The following is a 17,799-nucleotide window of genomic DNA, read 5'->3' as shown; positions in this document are numbered from 1 at the left end:
TCCTTTCGGGTCTGTTCCTGCCCTGCCGCCAACCCCGTTCGCCATACGGAATGTTACGGATCGGGCGGGACGAGCCGTGGGCGCGCACCCTTGACGCCGACTCCCCGCTCGGCGCAATGTGCGCAAACGGAACATTTGGGGGACATGGGGTTAAGATGGCTGTCAGCCGCACAGTGAAGCGCACGCCCGAATGGCGCGAAATGCTCAAGCGCAGCCTGCTTCGCAGCGGTGCGCTGATCGGGGCGATCGCGCTGATGCTGGCGACCCTGTTCCTGGCGCTGGCACTGCTCAGCTATACGCCCAGCGACCCGTCGATGAACACCGTGGCGGGCGATCATGTCGCCAATGTCATGCAGGCGCCTGGTGCCTGGACCGCAGATTTCCTGCTCTGGCTGCTGGGCGTGCCCATAGCGCTGATCCTGCCGCTGATGGCGATTACCGCGCGCCGCCTTTGGGGCGATCAGGATATGAGCGCGTGGAAGGGCCAGTTTGGCCAGTGCCTGTTTGGCATCATCCTGATCGGGATCGCGCTGGCCCTGTTTCAGAGCAATCCGCTGGTTGGCCTGCCCGCTGGCTGGGGCGGGGTGATCGCGCTCGTCACGGCCAAGGGGATCATCAGCCTGACTACGCAGGTGCCGGTGGCGCAGCCGTGGATCATCGGCGCTATCGTCATCCTCGCCATGATCGGCGGCCTGTTCGCCTGCTATCGCAGCCTGGCGCTGGAAAAGCCGATCCTTGCGCTCCGTCGCCCGACCCTGCCCAGGCTCAGCCTGCCCCGGCCCAGCCTCGGCCTTGCCGGCAGCAGCGCTGAGGATGACGATGAGGACGAAGTGATCGGCGAACGGGTCATCGCCCCGCGCAAGACCGTGTCGAACGAACCCAAGCCGCCCATCACCATCCAGACGCCCAAGCCCGCACCGGCCCAGCGGCCCATGGCCCCGGTCAGCCAGGACGACCTGTTCGGCCACAGCTCGCTGCCGTCGCCCGACCTGCTCAACCCGGTTCCCGTCAGCCAGGGCGGCAAGATCGACAAGGCGGCGCTGGAGCGCAATGCCCGGTTGCTCGAATCCGTGCTCGACGACTTCCATGTGAAGGGCAATATCGTCGAGGTTCGCCCCGGCCCCGTCGTCACCATGTATGAACTGGAACCAGCCCCCGGTATCAAGGCCAGCCGGGTGATCGCGCTGGCCGACGACATCGCCCGCAATATGTCGGCGCTCTCCGCCCGCGTCGCGACGATTCCGGGCCGCACCGTCATCGGCATCGAACTGCCCAACGCCCATCGCGAAGGCGTGTCCTTCCGCGAACTGATCACCAGCGAACAATTTGGCGGCGAAGGCACGCTGCCGATCATATTGGGCAAGAATATCTCCGGCGAACCGATCATCGCCGACCTTGCCCCCATGCCCCATCTGCTGATCGCGGGCACCACCGGATCGGGCAAGTCGGTCGGCCTCAACGCCATGATCCTGTCGCTGCTTTACCGCATGACCCCGGATCAGCTGCGCCTGATCATGATCGACCCCAAGATGCTGGAACTGTCGACTTATGACGATATTCCGCATCTCCTCTCCCCGGTCGTGACGGAACCGCAAAAGGCGATCCGCGCGCTCAAATGGGCGGTCGAGCAGATGGAGGACCGCTATCGCATGATGGCGTCCATCTCCGTCCGCAACCTGGCCAATTACAACGAAAAGGTCCGCGCGGCGAAGGCCAAGGGCAAGCCGCTCGGCCGACGGGTCCAGACCGGCTATGACCCCGAAACCGGCAAGCCGATCTATGAGGAAGAACAGCTCGATTTCCAGCCATTGCCCCAGATCGTGGTCGTGGTGGACGAACTGGCGGACCTCATGATGACCGCTGGCAAGGAAGTCGAATTCCTGATCCAGCGTCTGGCGCAGAAAGCGCGCGCGGCCGGTATCCACCTGATCCTTGCGACCCAGCGCCCTTCGGTCGACGTCATTACCGGCGTCATCAAGGCCAACCTGCCGACCCGGATCAGCTTCTTTGTAACGTCGAAGATCGACAGCCGCACGATTCTGGGCGAACAGGGCGCCGAACAATTGCTGGGCAAGGGCGACATGCTCTATATGCACGGCGGCAAGGGGTTGATGCGCGTCCACGGCCCGTTCGTGTCCGACGATGAAGTCCGCGTCGTCGCCGATCACTGGCGCGCGCAGGGCCAGCCCGACTATATCCAGGCCGTTACCGAGGAACCGGAAGAAGGCAGCTTCGCACTCGATGGCGTGGACCTGGGCGACGACAGCCCCGACGCGCAACTCTTCCGCAAGGCGTGCCAGCTGGTGTTCGAAAACCAGAAAGCCTCGACCAGCTGGCTGCAACGCCAGCTTCGCGTCGGCTATAACAGCGCCGCGCGCCTGATCGAGAAGATGGAGGAAGAAGGGCTGGTCGGTCCCCCCAACCATGTCGGCCGCCGCGAAGTTCTCCGCGATGAAAATGGCAATCCGCTATAACGGTTCGACTCAGGAAAGACTCGCTTCGGCGTATTTTTCGCGCCCGACAGCGCCGATTGCCGCGAAACAATGATAGCCTCTTGCCTAAAGGGGACAAGGAATGAGCCATAGCCAAGCCGCCGAAGTCGATGCGAATTACGACTATTTCCTTCGCCATCTTGGCGAATTTTTGACTAACCATGCGGGCCGTTATGCGGTACTGAAAGATCGGAAAGTCGTAGATTTTTTCGACCAGCCCGGAGAGGCGTATCGATTTGCGCGTGACAGCATCCCAGATGGTGTTTTCTCGATTCAGGAAGTGACCGACGAACCCATTGATCTGGGTTTCTTCTCGCATGTCGGAAATTAATTGGTCACATGACGGGCGCAGGATTACATTGCCCGTTCGCATCCTGCGCGCCGATAATCCGTTCGATCTGACATTTTTGGATGCAGTTGCACTCGTCGATACCGGTGCAACGGTCAGCGGGATCGACCAAAGCATTGCTGAAAAGCTCGGATTGGAATCGCTGGGTAAGCGGCCACTCCAATCTGCTCAAGGGCTGGGTCATACCGAACGTTATATGTTTCGGATTGGATTGATGCCGGATGGGTCTGATCAGGCCAGTTTGCCGTTCATCTTTGATGCCTGCTACGGATTTAGCCTGACTGGCAGCGAACATTTTACAGCATTGATTGGCATGGACATATTGCGCCAATGCGATTTCGCGATCGATCGTCAAAGCCGTTGCCGCCTTGTCTTTGGCTGAACGGCAGGGAACGGGGGAGTTCACAGGTCGTTCAATCGCTTCGTTCTACACGGCATCCGTAACAACCGGAGAATATTCCATGAAGCGCATCAGTCTCGCGCTGGCCGCCGCGCCTGTCCTGCTTGCCGTCCCGCTCGCCGCGCCGCTGCTCGCGCAGCAGGACCAGTCCGAATTGAACCGGGTCAACGCCTATATCCGCGCGGTCACCAGCATGACTGCCGATTTCAGCCAGACCGATCGCAACGGCCAGACGCTGACCGGCCAGCTGACGCTCAAGCAACCGGGGAAGATCCGTTTTCAATATCAGAAGGGCGTGCCGCTGCTGATCGTTGGCGATGGCAAGGCGCTGACCATGATCGATTATGAAGTGCGGCAGGTGCAGCGCTGGCCGATCGGCAATTCTCCGCTGGGCGCGCTGCTCGATCCGAACAAGGACCTGTCCAAATATGGCAAGGTCGTGCCGACCGGCGCCCCGTCGATCCTGAGCGTGGAGGCGCGCGATCCCAAGCGGCCCGAATATGGCACGATCACCATGATTTTCCGGCGGGACGCGGCCAGCCCGGCTGGCCTGCAACTTTATGGCTGGGTAGCGCTCGATTCGCAGAATAATCGCACGGCCATCCGACTTTCCAACCAGCGCTATGGCGTGCCGGTCGCCGATTCCGCGTTCCGCTGGACCGATCCCCGGCCAAAGGGCCGCTCCGCAGGCGGCTGAAACGAGCGCCCTGCACGATGGACGGAAAAACTTGGCTTTCCGTTCATCTGCCGCTCATATCCAGAGCGCTATCTAGAACTCCACGGCGAGAGGCCAACCGGGATTTCCCCCCTGTTACCCGGCACACTCCTCCCGTCGCATAGCGCTTCAAGGGCGCGATCGAGACCCCCGTTCCATGCCCCCGGAGCGGGGGTCTTACTTTGTCCGCGATCCATGCAGCCCCATGGCCGAGCAGCGATCTTGCAAGCCGCGGATTACGCCCCTAGTGCCGGACCATGGCCGACACTCTTTCCATCGCATCCTGGAACATCAATAGCGTTCGCGCGCGTATCGACATTGTCGAACAATTCCTGACCCAGGAAGCGCCCGACATATTGTGCCTTCAGGAAACCAAGGTGGTGAACGAGACTTTTCCGGCCGATATGTTCCGCCGGCTGGGCTATGTCCATCAGGTGCTGAACGGGCAGAAAATGCACCATGGCGTCGCAATCATGAGCCGGGTGCCGATTTACGAGGATGACCGGCTCGACTGGCAGGCCAATGGCGAAGCCCGTCATGTCGGCGTCCGGCTCGACAATGGGGTGCGGATCGAAAATGTCTATGTTCCCGCTGGCGGCGACATTGCCGACCGGGATCAGAACCCCAAATTCGGCCAGAAGCTCGATTTTCTCGAACGCATGATCCAATGGTCGTCGACGCTGGCTGACAAGCCCACCATCCTGACCGGCGATTTCAACATCGCGCCGCTGGAATGCGACGTGTGGAGCCACAAGCAACTCATCAACGTCGTCAGCCACACGCCGATCGAATGCGAAACGCTCGCCCGCCTTCAGGCATCGAACGACTGGGTCGACATAGGCCGCCATTTCCATCCTGCGCCGGCGCGGCTCTATACGTGGTGGAGCTATCGCGCGAAGGACTGGGCCGAATCCGATCGCGGTCGGCGGCTGGACCATATGTGGATGACCCGCGACGTCGCCGACAAGGCGGTCGCCCACCGCGTCGTCGAACCCGCGCGCAACTGGGGCAAGCCGTCCGATCATATCCCCATCATCACCGACTTCGCCTTCTGATGGGCGGGCGGGCGACAGGGCGTGACGCAGCGCGCGCTATCGACGCGCTGCGCCGTGGCTGGGCGGTGCGGGTGTCGGCCGCCGACGGTGCGCTGCGGCTGATGGCAGTGGAGGGCGCTGACGCGGTAACGCTGGCCGATTTCGATCCTGCGGGCAAAGCCGACATTTTGATTTCCGCCGCGCGTGGCCAGACGCTCAAACTCGCCAACCAGATCGCGGCGGCCGATCCCGACATGCCTGTGATGATCGCCCGCGCGCCATGGATCGACGCCGATGTCGCGACCGCCATATCCGATCCCGTGCTGGACCTTGCGTCGCCGCTAAAGGGACCGTTTCAGGCCCGCGCCCTCGCCGCACCCCTGGCTGCCAAGGCGGCGCTGCGCCTCGCCCGGCTTGCCGGTATCCTTCCTGCCTATTTCGCGCTGGATGGCGACGGCGACCGGGACATCGACGTCAGCGTCGACGCGATCGACGCCTATGACGATGCCATCCACCTTGCCATCGCCACCCGTGCCAGACTGCCGGTATCGGCTAGCGAAAGCGCGGAAATCATTGCCTTTCGCAGTCCCGATGAACCGCGCGAACATGTCGCACTGATTGTCGGCAAACGGGACTCGTCGCCCCCCGTCGTTCGCCTGCACAGCGAATGTCTGACCGGCGATGTGCTTGGCAGCCTGAAATGCGATTGCGGCCCGCAACTGCAAGAGGCGCTTCACCAGATCGCCGACGCGCCCTGGGGCGTGCTGCTCTATCTGCGGCAGGAAGGGCGCGGCATTGGCCTCGTCAACAAATTGCGCGCCTATGCGATGCAGGATCAGGGCTTTGACACTGTGGATGCCAATGTCCGCCTGGGCTTTGCCATCGATGCGCGCGATTTTTCGGTCGCGGCGCGCATGCTGGACCTGATCGGAGTTCATACCGTCCGCCTGCTCACCAACAATCCGCAAAAGGTAGCGGGGCTGGAGGCGGCGGGGATCAGCGTGGCCGAACGACTGTCGATCATCCTGCCGACCAACCCGCATAATGAACGCTATCTTGCCACCAAGCGCGACCGGACCGGCCACCAGCTATGAGGCTGATCCGCGTCGATAGTGGCGCGGGCCGCCTGAGCTTCGGCACGATCGCCATGCCCTGCGCCATCGGCCGGAGCGGTGTTTGTGCCGCGAGTGACAAGCGGGAGGGCGATGGTTGCACCCCGCTCGGCGTCTGGCCGATCCGGGGCGTATTGCTGCGACCCGGCAGGATCGATCCGGCGGGCATCCGCTTGCCATGGCGCTGGGTGCGGGCAGGCGATGGCTGGTCGGATGACCCGGCCGATCCCGCCTATAACCGCCCGGTTCGCTTGCCGCGCGGCTTTTCGGCCGAAAATCTGATCCGCGCCGACGACGCCTATGATGTGATCGTCATTCTGGGCCATAATGACCGGCCGCCGGTGCCGGGGCAGGGCAGTGCGATCTTCTTCCATTTGTCGGAAGGACGGCCGACCGCGGGCTGTGTCGCGGTGGAACGCGGTGACATGGTGCAATTGCTGCCGCTGCTAGAACCTGGCGATGCCATGGAGATTGTTTGACGCCCAGGCGGCGTGTTCGATCGTCCGTCGACTCGCGGGTGGTCGTGAAGTTGATAGCGATATTGCCGGACATCGTTGAGATTCGAGGCGGCGGGCATCCCAACAGCATGATATTTGCGTGTGGCAGCGCATGGCTTGCACGCTGTGAATGGAGCGACGCTCTCACTTTGCGCCGCGATCCCGACTTGAAATATCAAACGGATGGTGGCCCCGGTTCAGCCAATGTTCGCCTGATCCTACACCCGACTCAGCCGAGGCATATTCGCTGATCAAAGTGCTTTTGGCTGGATATTGTGCAGCGCAGTAACGCTTGCGTATTTTTTTTGATGTAAAATGCCTATGCAGGACATGAATCATTATTTGGGTGACGACGTAGGTTTCACCGGGTTTGAGCAATGCGAGGAAGCGACGACAGATGAAAATCGCGGTTTTTGGGCTTGGATATGTGGGTCTCTCCAACGCAGTGTTGCTGGCGCAGCATAATGAGGTGGTCGCCGTCGATATCACGCCTGAACGGGTCGACATGCTCAATGCGCGCAAATCGCCGATCATCGACGCTGAACTCGAAGAATTTCTTGCCACGCGTCCGCTCAACCTTACCGCGACGCTCAATCCGCAGGAGGCTCTGGACGGTGCCGACTATGTGATCGTCGCTACGCCCACCAATTATGATGTGAGCAGCGACAAATTCGATACATCCTCGGTCGAAGCCGTGATCGAGATAGCCAAGGTTGGCAGCCCCGCTGCCACGGTCGTCATAAAATCGACGATCCCGGTCGGTTTCGTGGAAGATGTGCGCAAGCGCCTGGCGACCGAACAAGTCATCTTCAGCCCGGAATTCCTGCGTGAAGGCCGGGCGTTGCATGATAATCTTCATCCTTCGCGCATTATCGTGGGCGAACGGTCAGAACGGGCGCGCATCTTTGCCGATATGCTGTTGCAGGGCGCGGAAAAAACCGACGTCGAAATCCTGTTCACTGATCCCCGCGAGGCCGAGGCGATCAAGCTGTTTGCCAACACTTATCTTGCCATGCGCGTCGCCTTCTTCAACGAACTGGACAGCTATGCCATCGCGCACGGCATGGATTCGCGCCAGATCATTCAGGGCGTTGGACTCGATCCGCGCATAGGGTCGCACTATAACAATCCCAGCTTCGGTTATGGCGGCTATTGCCTGCCCAAGGATACCAAGCAGTTGCTCGCCAATTATTCCGAAGTGCCGCAGAATCTGATCCGCGCGATCGTTGACGCCAACCGGACCCGCAAGGATTTCCTGGCCGACCAGATCATCGCCAAGGGGCCGAGGAAAGTCGGTGTTTTCCGTCTCGTCATGAAGGCGGGTTCGGACAATTTCCGCCAGTCTTCGATCCAGGGCATCATGAAGCGGATCAAGGCAAAGGGTATCGAAGTGGTGATTTTCGAACCCGCGATGACAGACGATCAATTTTTCGGTTCAAAGGTCGTGCGTGATCTGGCTGCTTTCAAGGAAGATTGCGACATCATCATTGCCAACCGCATGACGCCGGACGTTGCCGATGTGGCGGACAAGATCTTCACCCGGGACCTGTTCGGATCGGATTGATCTCCTGTCCCGGCGATTGCTTTACACCGTCTGAGTTGGTGCACGACAGGCCGCAGGGCCTGTCGTGCATCATGCCGTTTGGTTGAGAAAAGACGACGCCCAGTGCGCAACGGGTTTAATCCCGTCATTTGTTGATAGCGGAACGGGCATCTCCTATTGCTGGCACCATGTTGGAAATCGGGAATAAAGCCCGACAGGATATTGATGCTGAAGCTTCGCCCACATTATGTTGAAAAGCCGTGGGGCCGGACTGACCTCCCGTCCATTTTCTCGGCGACCGAAAGCCGCCAGATCGGGGAAGTGTGGTTTGAAGGCCCAGATGGACAGGATTGGCCGCTGCTGGTGAAATATATCTTCACCAGCGAAAGATTGTCGATCCAGGTTCACCCCAATGATGCGCAGGCAATGGCCAAGGGCTTGCGTCGGGGGAAGGCGGAAATCTGGTATATATTGGATTGCGAGCCTGGCGCAGCATTGGGGATCGGTCTGATCCGCCCCATGACGGCCGAGGCGTTTCGCGCGGCCGCGACGGATGGATCGATCGAACAGCTTGTCGATTGGAAGCCGGTGAAACCGGGAGATTGCTATTTCATTCCTGCAGGGACGGTTCATGCGATCGGGGCAGGCATTACCTTGGTTGAAATTCAACAAAATGCGGACATCACCTACCGGCTTTATGATTATGGCAGGCCGCGTGCATTGCATCTGGAGGATGGTGCTGCTGTCAGCCACCTTGCGCCATATGCGTGCGACCTAATCGAAGCGCCGTTAGGCACTGAACGCCAAATTATCGCCGATACGGAGGCGCCGTTTACGCTCGACCTGGTGCATTGGCACGGCGAAAAATCGGTAAGCCTGCCTGATTACAAGCAGATGTGGTTTACGCCGCTAAGCGGGGCAGGGACGGTCAATGGGGAGGTATGGGCGAAGGGCGATTGCCTGCTGCTGACTGGCGACTGCACAATCGACGTCGCGACGCCTGCCTCGATCCTGCTGGCTACCCCGCGATAGAGGCGCTGCGCCAGGCGACCTGATTGACCTGCCAATATTGTCGATCGCATGGAGCCTCAATTGAGGCTCCATGCGTCCCAAGACGACGAACCCTATCCTGCTACAATCTCTTACGGCAGTTGCGATGAGCTGCAGGTTATTTGGGGCACATTTTGCTTATCGGATTGGGGCCCTTGGCAGTGATCACGCCGAGCCTGTAGGGCAACTGGATATATTCATATGTCTTGCCCTTCTCCATATCGAGCCCCTGGTAGAGAAACTGAAGAGGCTTGCAGGGATCGATCGCCATGGTCTGATCGCTCGTCGAGCGGATCATTTCACCGTGGGAAACGCCTTCTGACCAGACCCGGCCCTTGAAGCGCACATTGTCGGCACTGGCGAATATATTCATCGGGTCCGGGGTTAGCGGCTTCCATTCGCCGGCCAGACTGTCGCTGGTCCACGCGCGGAAATAGCGGCCCTTGGGACCAATTGCTTCGATCAGCGTCAGATAGTTGTTCGTGCCGGCGATCTTATAGGTATTGCTGGCTTCGAATATATCTTCCTTCCGGCCTTCCATGACGCGGGTGGTGTTGTGGAATCCCTTGGGAAATTCCGCCAGCGATGTTTCGGCGCGGTAGAAGCTGCCATTGTCGTTCGTGAAGAAGAGATAGCAGTTCTGGTCGTCGCAGATCGTCCAGAAATCAAGCCATCCCGGCTTGCCGTTCGGCTGCTTCACGATTTCGGGTACCGTATCGTAAAAGGGCTTGGGCGCGCTCCACGAAGTGGGGTCGCTGATGTCGCTGCTGGTCGAATAGAGCGGATCCCCACCCTGATAGCCCAGATACCATAGCTTTTGCGGCGCGAAGTAGAAGACCTGCGGCGCGGCGCGATAGCCCGGCCCCATCGGTGCCTTTTCCAGCCCGACGATCGGCGCTTTCGGTGCGTCTTTCCAGTCTGCGAACGAGGTATAGGCGACGCCCCAGCCGTTGCTTGTCGCTGTCGTCAGAAAGACATGATATTTGCCGTCATGATAGACGATCGACGGGTCTTTCACGCCGTGAAAGCCCGGCGCGCCGTCCGCCGGGGGCGTAATCAGCGGAAGAGAGGATTCCCAGCGAAACCCGGCCGGTTGCGACGAACCGGCCCATGCGCTTGCCGATGCCATTACGCCCAGTGCGGCAATGGCTGTCAGTATCGATCCGGAATAACGCCTGTTTCTCAATGTCCTAAATCCTCTCATGATGGTTTCCGGCTTTGCGGCCGATGGCTTGGCAATCGCTTCAGACGGCCGTGGCATGTCAGGTTGATGGCGCTTTCCCGCCGGCAACGGTCCTGCATTCATAGACGGTCACCCACTGGTCGCTGTTCGCCTCGAAACGGACGGTGATGTCGCGGCCGCTCAGCAGATGATCGGGCAGGGGATAGCTCACGATGTTTCGCTGAACGGTCGGCTCCCCGGCCAGCCTCTCCCTGACGAGCGGCTCGCCGTTGACGAGGATGGCGAAGTCTCTGTGGCGATCCGGCCCGGCATAGACGACGCGCAGTTCGACCGGCCCAGGCCGGATCGCCAGCTTGAACTGGAAAAAGCCTTTCATGACGACGCGGCCGCGCTCGGCGAGATGCTCGACCGTCCCTGTGTTGGCCGTGCCGGAAAAGGCGTGGTCGCGCTCGGGCTGCATTTCCCCTAAGCGGATCGTGTCGATGGTTCGCGCCAGCGCTTCGGCCTGCTCTCGCGCGTTCGCCAGATAGCCGACCTCCGCCGTCGTCCATTGCGTCGGGGTGAAGTGGCGGAAATAGACGGCAGTGCGGTTGTCGTGCTGATTGAAAAAGGGCTTGAGCATCAGCTGTTCCGGCCTGCTCTGGCCGCCAAGCGCAAATACGGGCTCCCCGCCGACCTGGCGCACACCGTCTTTGGCGCTACCGGAAACGACCACGGGATCGAAATATTGATCGCGGGGCTTGTCGGACGGGCCAAGGTCGGCGGCAAGGACCATCGGCCCGTAGAGATAGGCCAGGATGCGGTCGTCATCGGGCATTGTTTGATGATGAAGGCTCATCGGCAGCGTCAGGTCGATGACATCGCCCGTCGCCAATTGGTCCAGCATCAGATAGCGGTTCGCGATCTTCGCCCGCACGGGCTTGCCATTGATCCTGATCCGGGGCGCTGCGCACCAGAGCGGCACGCGCAGGCCGAGGTCGACGGCGGCATTCGCTTTGACCAGATGGATGCGCACCCTGTCCTTGAAGGGGAAGCCCGTGTCCATTTCGATCTGGACGCCCTTTTCCGTCCAGTCGAGCGAGGAAGGGTAGTACAGGTTGACCAGCACCCTGTCGTCCCGATGCCACCAGATGCTGTCGCCATGCTTGGAATGACTTTCCATGCCGGAGCCGACACAGCACCAGAAGGAATTGTCCGGCGTGGAACGGACGCGGCCGAAACCGGACGCTAGCGGGGTGAAATAGCTGTACATCCCCGTCGCAGGATGCTGCTGCGACATGATGTGATTGAGATGGGCGCGCTCGTAAAAGTCGAAATAGCGCGCATCCCCGGTCCAGCCGTAAAGATGGCGGCTGAGCTTGAGCATATTGTAGCTGTTGCAGGCCTCGCAGGTTTGCTGGCCCAATCGTCCTGCAAGTTTGCGCGGCTCCCCGAAATGTTCATAGTTGGAATTGCCGCCGATCACATAGCTGTGGTCGCGCGTCACCGTGTCCCAGAAGAACATGGCCGCCCCCGCGCTGTCATGGCGATGCTGTTCCGATGGCGCGACTTCGTACAGGCGCGCCAGGCCGATCAGCTTGGGAATTTGGGTATTGGCATGCTTTCCGTTCAGTTCGTCGCGCCCTTGCGCCAGCGGATCGAGCACCGCGCGATGGCGGAGGCGTTCCGCAATCTTCAGCCAGCGCGCGTTGCCAGTGCGCGCATAAAGTTCGGCATAGCTTTCATTGATACCGCCATGTTCGGCGACCAGTATCTGCTGAACCTGATCATCGCTCAGCCCTTCGATAATAGTGCCGAGATAGCCGGCGAGGCCAATCGCGACATCAAGTGCGACACTGTCCTGACAATGCAGATGGGAGTCGAGCGCGCCCGCAAAGACCTTGTGATAGGTGTAGATGGGCACCCAGCCATCGTTAAGCCCGAACCCGGATGTGCGAATGTCGCCGCGTCGAAGCTCTTCGAACACAGCCTTGCCGTCCACCGTCTTGCCACCGCGATCGACCGTGGTCGCCCCGGCATAGCCGTCGCCATGTCCCGCCTGCACCGCCGCCAGTTCGCGCGAGATGGCGAGAGAACGGTCGCGAAAGCGGCTGTCGCCTGTCTGTGCAAAGACGAGGCTGAGCGCGGATTGATAATGGCCCAGGCTGTGTCCGGCGATTCCCTGCGCTTCCCAGCCGCCATATTTCGCGCCCTTGGGCGCGATACCGGCGAACAGGTGGAAATTATGGAGCAAACGGTCTGGATCGAGCGAGAGCAGATAGCGTTTGTTGGCTTCGACCGAATCAAGAAAAATGGATGGCCTCAGGCGGACCTGCGACAGGGGAAAGGGCTTGGCGGGCCCGTTGGCCGCAGCCAACTGGCCAACCTCCTCCGCCGCCAGTCCGGCGCTGGCGATGGTGGTCAGGCCGGTCATCCCTGCAAGGACCCCGCGCCGCGAAAAGCTGCTCATCCAAATCCTCTGCCATGCATTGTCGAGATCATGCCGAGTCTATCTGCGCGAAGGTGGCCTGTAAATACTCAGACAAAATCTTTGAACATGAAATTGCGCTATTGCGGCAGCATGAGCCGACCAGTGCCATTTTCTGCCAGTTTGACCCGATGGACCACGCCGTCGTAGCGCAAGCTGAGTTCGCCCCCATCTCCTTCATTGCCGAATGGGCGCCTGGATCTGTGCGGTTGCCCTCAATGGCCAAACCGCAACGTCATCGCGTGCCCGTCATAATTGACGCTGCGGTCGGCGCGCGCGGGGGCTATGGCCGTCGCATTGGTAGGATCGACGATGGCGATATTAAGTTGTCGCCGCCGGATCATGTCCGGAAAGCTGCCTTGCCGTGTGCCGATGGACAGCGTCCGCTTCGCATCGTTCCAGTGCAAATCGTAACGGGCGGACTGACCACGCTCATAGGCGTAGGTCTCATTATCGTCTTCATAGATGGTGAAGCGGCCGTCAGCGCCGGGATAGACCCGGATTTCCAGCGGAGCCTCCGGCTTTTCTGTCGCATATTGCACGATCGGCCCCATCGGGATGATCGACCTGGCGCGGACGTACAAGGGAATGACGTCCAACGGTGCGTCGCGCGTTACCCTTTGCCCGCCCGCCAGGCGCTGGTTCGTCCAGAAATCATACCAGGCGCTGCCCCTGGGCAAGTAGGTGGTCATCGACAGGTCTTGCGCTGGTTTGGTCGCCGCCATGGTCCGTAGCTCGCCCGGCGTGCGCCACGCCAGTCGCAGCGATCGACCGCCCCCGCCCTGATAATAGTCGATGCGGATGGGGACGCGCTGCCCCTTGCGCAGCACGCGCTTCACGCCAGCATAGCGATTGGGCCCGTCGTTCCAGTCCTCCAAGACCTTTTTGCCGTCCAGAAACAGGCGATAGCCATCATCGCCCGACAGGCCGATTTCATATTCGCCGTCCTCTGGCGCGACCAATTCCCCTTCCCAACGTGCCGAAAAGTCGGTGAGGGCGGTAAGTCCGGCGGGCATTTCCGCAAGCGGCGGTCCCGGCCAGATATGGTCGACCCGCTCGTCGACCTGCCCGGTCCCCCTGGGCGCGTCGAAGTTGCGACCCTGGAAATATTGCAGGTTCAAACCCTGTTTGCCTTCCCCGGTGCGCAGATAGGCCGCGGGGATCGTCGGGGGTGGCGGCGGCTGGATATGATAGATGGCCCGCGTGACGGGGTGGACCAGCAGCGACGATCCGAACATGAAACTGTCGTTGATGTCGTAGGTTGCCGGGTCGTTCGCAAAGTCCATCGGCAACGGTCGCATGAGCGTATAGCCGTCCGACGTCACTCTGGCGCTCAGGCTGTATATATAGGGTAGCAGGCGGTAGCGCAGATGGACGGTATCGAGCAGCGACTTGTACATCGCCGGGTCCATATCCTTGAAGATATAGGGTTCCCGCTCGATGCTGGTGCCGTGCACGCGCATCAACGGATTGAAGGCGCCATATTGGAACCAGCGCGCGAACAGTTCGCGGTAGGCCGGGTTCTTTTCACCGCCGGGGAAATCATCGACGAAAAAGCCGCCAATATCCTGCGTCCAATAAGGGTTGCCGGTGACGGTGACGTTGACGCCGCCGGCGACCTGCTTCCTGAGCGTATCCCAGCTTGCCTTTGTATCGCCGGACCAGGATGCCGCCGCCGTTCGCTGTGCGCCCGCCCACGCGGATCGCGTCAGCGTCAGCACGCGCTTGTCACTTGTCGCGCGTTGGCCGTCATAGGTGCCCTGCGTCGTCAGCAGCGTATAGGGATTCAGGTATCGCGAAAAATCGCCCATGGCGTTGCGGCCCAGCGCCTTTGTATCGACGATGTTGGAGTGGGGATCCCACATGGCGGAGCTTGCCTCCACTTCCGTTCCGTCCATCCACAGGGCATCGACGCCATTGTCGAGCAGGCCCGATTTGATGTGCTTGAAATAGATGTCGCGTCCCTTGGCGCTGTATGCGTCATAGACGCGCGCCTTCTTCGAAATCCAGTGCAGCGGGGCGAAGCGCAGGCCATATTGGTCCAACTCCTTCGCCAGCGCCGTGTCATTGCCCACTGACGGCCAGATCGAGATCATGAATTTCATGTGGAGTTCGTGGATCGCCCGCGTCATCCCTTCGGGGTCCGGATAGCGTTCCGGGTTCCAGATCATGCCCGACCAGGTGCCATCCTTGTCGCTGCCCCAATATTGCCAATCCTGCACGATGTAATCGAGCGGGAAGCCTTCCTTGCGGAAGGTGCGGGCGACCTCGACCAGGCGGTCTTGCGTCGGGTAGCGCTCCTTGCTCATGAACAGGCCGAACGCCTGTTTGGGATACATGGGCGCCTGACCCGTCAGCCGGCGATAGGCGCCGACCACATCGTCCATGGTGTCGCCCGCCATCAGATAATAGTCGACGCCGCCCGGCGCGTCCTCGGCCCACAAGCGCGCGCCCTGCGCATTGTCGGTAAAGCGCATTTGCGAATAGGTGTCCCATAGGACGCCATAGCCTTCGGTCGACAGCATGACGGGGATGATGATGCCGATATTGGTCTGGACGAGCAGCAGATCCTTGCCGCGCCGGTTCACCTCTGCATCGTCGGTAAAGCCGAAGCCGTAGATGCCCTCGCCGGGTTTCAAGGTGAAGCGATTCTCGACCTCATAGGTCGGTGAGTCAGCGACGGTGCGTGCGGTGATCGACTGCGGCGCGCCGGCTTTTTCGCGCGTCAACAGCCGGCTCTTTGCGTCGAAGAAGCTGATCGCCCCGTCGCGCTTGTCGATCGCCACCCGCACCTTGTCGCCAGTCAGGCTCAGCGTTGCGTCCGTTTCCGCCACGGCAAAGCGGACTGGCTGGAGCGTTTGGGTGACGACCAGGCTTGGCTGGCCCCAGTGTGACTGGCCAAGGCTTGCATTCACGCGCACGACGTCCGGCCCGTAGAAAAGGACCGTCTTGACCGTTCCGTTCAGTTGAAACTGAACGCCGTTGCGCAACTGGACGAAATGAAAGGCGGGCGAGGACGCAATCGCGACATTGGCGATCTCGCCGGTCGCGGTAAGCCCGCTATGGACCTCTTCGGCCGCTGCTGGCAGCGCAAGCGCGAGACCAACAATCGCCACAGACAAGCGTAACCGATACCGCATCCTGACCCTCAAATTGTATGAGTAGTTTTTCCGGCTATGTCATGACTGAGACGTCAGTTCAAGGTGAGAGCAAAAACCGCAGGGCCGGGGGCAACACGCTGTTGAGCGACGGTTGAATGATGGAGACATAGACATTCAAGGGCGCTCAATTGACGCATATTGGCCATACGCCTGTGGGGAGCGGATTGTCATATCCCGCTGAGATGGCGCGCGCAATCATCGGCCCGGTATGAGACCAAATGCATGCCAACCGGTCGGCTTTCATATTGACGAACTGGCCATCCAATTATACTCATACAAATATATTTGCCCGTAAATGCGATGGGCGCTGGATCGGACGGGCGCGGTCATCACCGTCAGCCACTCGACAGAGAGGATAGTATGACGATCACCCGACGTATGGTGATAGGTGCCGGTGCGGCTCTGGCGACGGTGCCCTTACGGGCGTTGGCGCAGTCGGCGCCCGCCGACGAAGTGGTCGACCTGTGGCCCGCTTCCGCACCCGGTGCATCCGGAAACAAGATCGCCCGCAAGGTTGAGGATCAATCGCGTGATCCCGCCAAACCTGACCGCTGGATCAGCGGGATCGATCGGCCCTTCCTGGTCGTGCGCCGCCCGAAACATCCCAACGGTACTGCGATGCTGGTCGTTCCAGGCGGAAGCTACTGGTTCTTGTCCTATGACAATGAAGGGGTCAGCCAGGCCGACTGGCTCAATGCGCAAGGGGTGACCGCGTTCATCCTGATGTATCGCCTGCCGGGCGAGGGCTGGCGGCAGCGGGAAAATGTGCCGTTGCAGGATGCGCAGCGGGCCATGCGCCTGATCCGGTCGCGCGCGCAGCAGTTCGGCATCATGCCGGAGCGCGTGGGGGTGCTTGGTTTTTCGGCTGGCGGTCATCTGGCAGGATCGCTCGCCACATGCCATGCCGAGCCCGTCTATGCCCCGGTCGATTCCGCCGATCGCCTTTCGGCGCGGCCCGATGTTGCCGGCCTCATCTACCCGGTGATCAGCGTCGATGCGCCGTTCACGCATGAAGGGTCTCGCGCGGCCCTGCTCGGTCAGAACCCGACGGAAGCGTCCCGCAAGGCGCGATCGGTCGAGATGCGGGTCACGGATGACACGTCACCAGTCTTCCTGATGCACGCCGCCGACGATGGAGCAGTGCCGGTGGCCAACAGCATCGCCCTGTTTCAGGCGATGCAGGCCAAGGCACGACCAGTCGCGCTGCATGTCTTCGAGCATGGCGGGCACGGATTCGGCGTGCGTTTGCCGGCAAGCGAACCCGCGTCCATATGGCCGACATTATTTGCGGCCTTCGCCGCCCGGCACGGCATTTTCCCGCCACAGCAGCATTGATCCTTCGCCGTGCCAGACGGGAAATAACAGGTTTGAGAGGAAAGTCCGTGTCGGGCAGCCAGTCGCCGATCGTCCTCAAACGCAGGGAATTCATGGTGGCTGCGGGATCGGTCGCCGCGATGGCTCCTGTGGCGGGAGCCGAGGCGGCCAGTGTCAGGACCGGCCCGCATCCCGGCCTGCCGATGCCAGCCTCACGAACGGTCCTGCCCCCCCGTCCGGAGCCTGATGAGCCGGGACGCCTGCTGCTGGATCGTGCCTGGCAATTCCATCAGGGGGACATCCCCGCTCCTGAGATCAAGGGCCATGGCTGGAGCTATTCCAATGCCATATGTGGACGGCTCCCTCTTGCAAGGGCTGAACGGAAAATTTGATCGGATCGCTTGCTTCCATATGTCCGGCCTTTCGGTGCGGTCGCACGTGACCGCTGGCCAAGATGGTTTCCGCGGTGTGTGTTCCCAACA

The 17,799-nt window shown here is 60.8% G+C and carries 14 protein-coding genes; 11 read left to right on the top strand and 3 right to left on the bottom strand.

Annotated features, from left to right (window positions below; translation table 11 throughout):
* The first annotated feature begins 155 nt into the window (after positions 1–155).
* The 9 genes from AC07X9_RS13120 to AC07X9_RS13080 all read left to right on the top strand — a co-directional run bounded on the left by AC07X9_RS13120 (position 156) and on the right by AC07X9_RS13080 (position 9,174).
* Positions 156–2,474: an FtsK/SpoIIIE family DNA translocase gene (locus AC07X9_RS13120; protein WP_017183151.1), complete on the top strand. Its 2,319-nt coding sequence runs from the start codon at positions 156–158 to the stop codon at positions 2,472–2,474.
* Between the two features lie 100 nt (positions 2,475–2,574).
* On the top strand, positions 2,575–2,823 hold the full coding sequence (locus AC07X9_RS13115) for a DUF5678 domain-containing protein (RefSeq protein WP_017183150.1): 249 nt from the start codon (positions 2,575–2,577) through the stop codon (positions 2,821–2,823).
* Positions 2,810–3,223 carry a retroviral-like aspartic protease family protein gene (locus AC07X9_RS13110; protein WP_081490913.1) on the top strand — a complete coding sequence of 138 codons (414 nt, stop codon included), beginning with the start codon at positions 2,810–2,812 and terminating at the stop codon, positions 3,221–3,223. Before AC07X9_RS13115 ends, AC07X9_RS13110 begins: the two co-directional genes overlap by 14 nt.
* 79 nt (positions 3,224–3,302) lie before the next feature.
* The gene (locus AC07X9_RS13105; RefSeq protein WP_086485796.1) at positions 3,303–3,938 is read left to right on the top strand and encodes a LolA family protein; all 636 of its coding nucleotides are present in this window, start codon (positions 3,303–3,305) and stop codon (positions 3,936–3,938) included.
* Positions 3,939–4,213: 275 nt separating this feature from the next.
* The gene (gene xth, locus AC07X9_RS13100; protein WP_017183147.1) at positions 4,214–5,011 is read left to right on the top strand and encodes an exodeoxyribonuclease III; all 798 of its coding nucleotides are present in this window, start codon (positions 4,214–4,216) and stop codon (positions 5,009–5,011) included.
* Complete coding sequence (gene ribA / locus AC07X9_RS13095; RefSeq protein WP_017183146.1) at positions 5,011–6,084, top strand: GTP cyclohydrolase II; 1,074 nt, start codon at positions 5,011–5,013, stop codon at positions 6,082–6,084. The genes xth and ribA overlap by 1 nt, the downstream gene beginning before the upstream one ends.
* Positions 6,081–6,581, top strand: a complete 501-nt coding sequence (locus AC07X9_RS13090) for a L,D-transpeptidase family protein (RefSeq protein ID WP_017183145.1) — start codon at positions 6,081–6,083, stop codon at positions 6,579–6,581. The genes ribA and AC07X9_RS13090 overlap by 4 nt, the downstream gene beginning before the upstream one ends.
* A gap of 415 nt (positions 6,582–6,996) precedes the next feature.
* Entirely contained in the window at positions 6,997–8,163 is a 1,167-nt protein-coding gene (locus AC07X9_RS13085) for a nucleotide sugar dehydrogenase (protein ID WP_017183144.1), read from the top strand.
* Positions 8,164–8,367: 204 nt separating this feature from the next.
* Entirely contained in the window at positions 8,368–9,174 is an 807-nt protein-coding gene (locus AC07X9_RS13080; protein WP_017183143.1) for a class I mannose-6-phosphate isomerase, read from the top strand.
* A 136-nt stretch (positions 9,175–9,310) separates the two neighbouring features.
* Here AC07X9_RS13080 and AC07X9_RS13075 read toward each other — a convergent pair whose 3' ends face one another.
* The 3 genes from AC07X9_RS13075 to AC07X9_RS13065 all read right to left on the bottom strand — a co-directional run bounded on the left by AC07X9_RS13075 (position 9,311) and on the right by AC07X9_RS13065 (position 15,982).
* On the bottom strand, positions 9,311–10,378 hold the full coding sequence (locus AC07X9_RS13075) for a glycoside hydrolase family 62 protein (protein WP_485637001.1): 1,068 nt from the start codon (positions 10,376–10,378) through the stop codon (positions 9,311–9,313).
* A 76-nt stretch (positions 10,379–10,454) separates the two neighbouring features.
* Positions 10,455–12,824 carry a glycoside hydrolase family 127 protein gene (locus AC07X9_RS13070; RefSeq protein ID WP_086485794.1) on the bottom strand — a complete coding sequence of 790 codons (2,370 nt, stop codon included), beginning with the start codon at positions 12,822–12,824 and terminating at the stop codon, positions 10,455–10,457.
* A 233-nt stretch (positions 12,825–13,057) separates the two neighbouring features.
* Positions 13,058–15,982 carry a TIM-barrel domain-containing protein gene (locus tag AC07X9_RS13065; protein WP_176342120.1) on the bottom strand — a complete coding sequence of 975 codons (2,925 nt, stop codon included), beginning with the start codon at positions 15,980–15,982 and terminating at the stop codon, positions 13,058–13,060.
* A gap of 381 nt (positions 15,983–16,363) precedes the next feature.
* Between AC07X9_RS13065 and AC07X9_RS13060 the strand changes: the two genes are divergently transcribed.
* Together AC07X9_RS13060 and AC07X9_RS13055 are read left to right on the top strand one after the other, a co-directional pair.
* Positions 16,364–17,338: an alpha/beta hydrolase gene (locus AC07X9_RS13060; protein ID WP_086485792.1), complete on the top strand. Its 975-nt coding sequence runs from the start codon at positions 16,364–16,366 to the stop codon at positions 17,336–17,338.
* A 47-nt stretch (positions 17,339–17,385) separates the two neighbouring features.
* Entirely contained in the window at positions 17,386–17,709 is a 324-nt protein-coding gene (locus AC07X9_RS13055; protein WP_176342119.1) for a hypothetical protein, read from the top strand.
* The last annotated feature ends 90 nt before the right edge of the window (positions 17,710–17,799 follow it).

The organism is Sphingobium sp. GW456-12-10-14-TSB1 (assembly GCF_059424385.1).
This window is presented reverse-complemented; position numbering and strand designations above follow the sequence as displayed.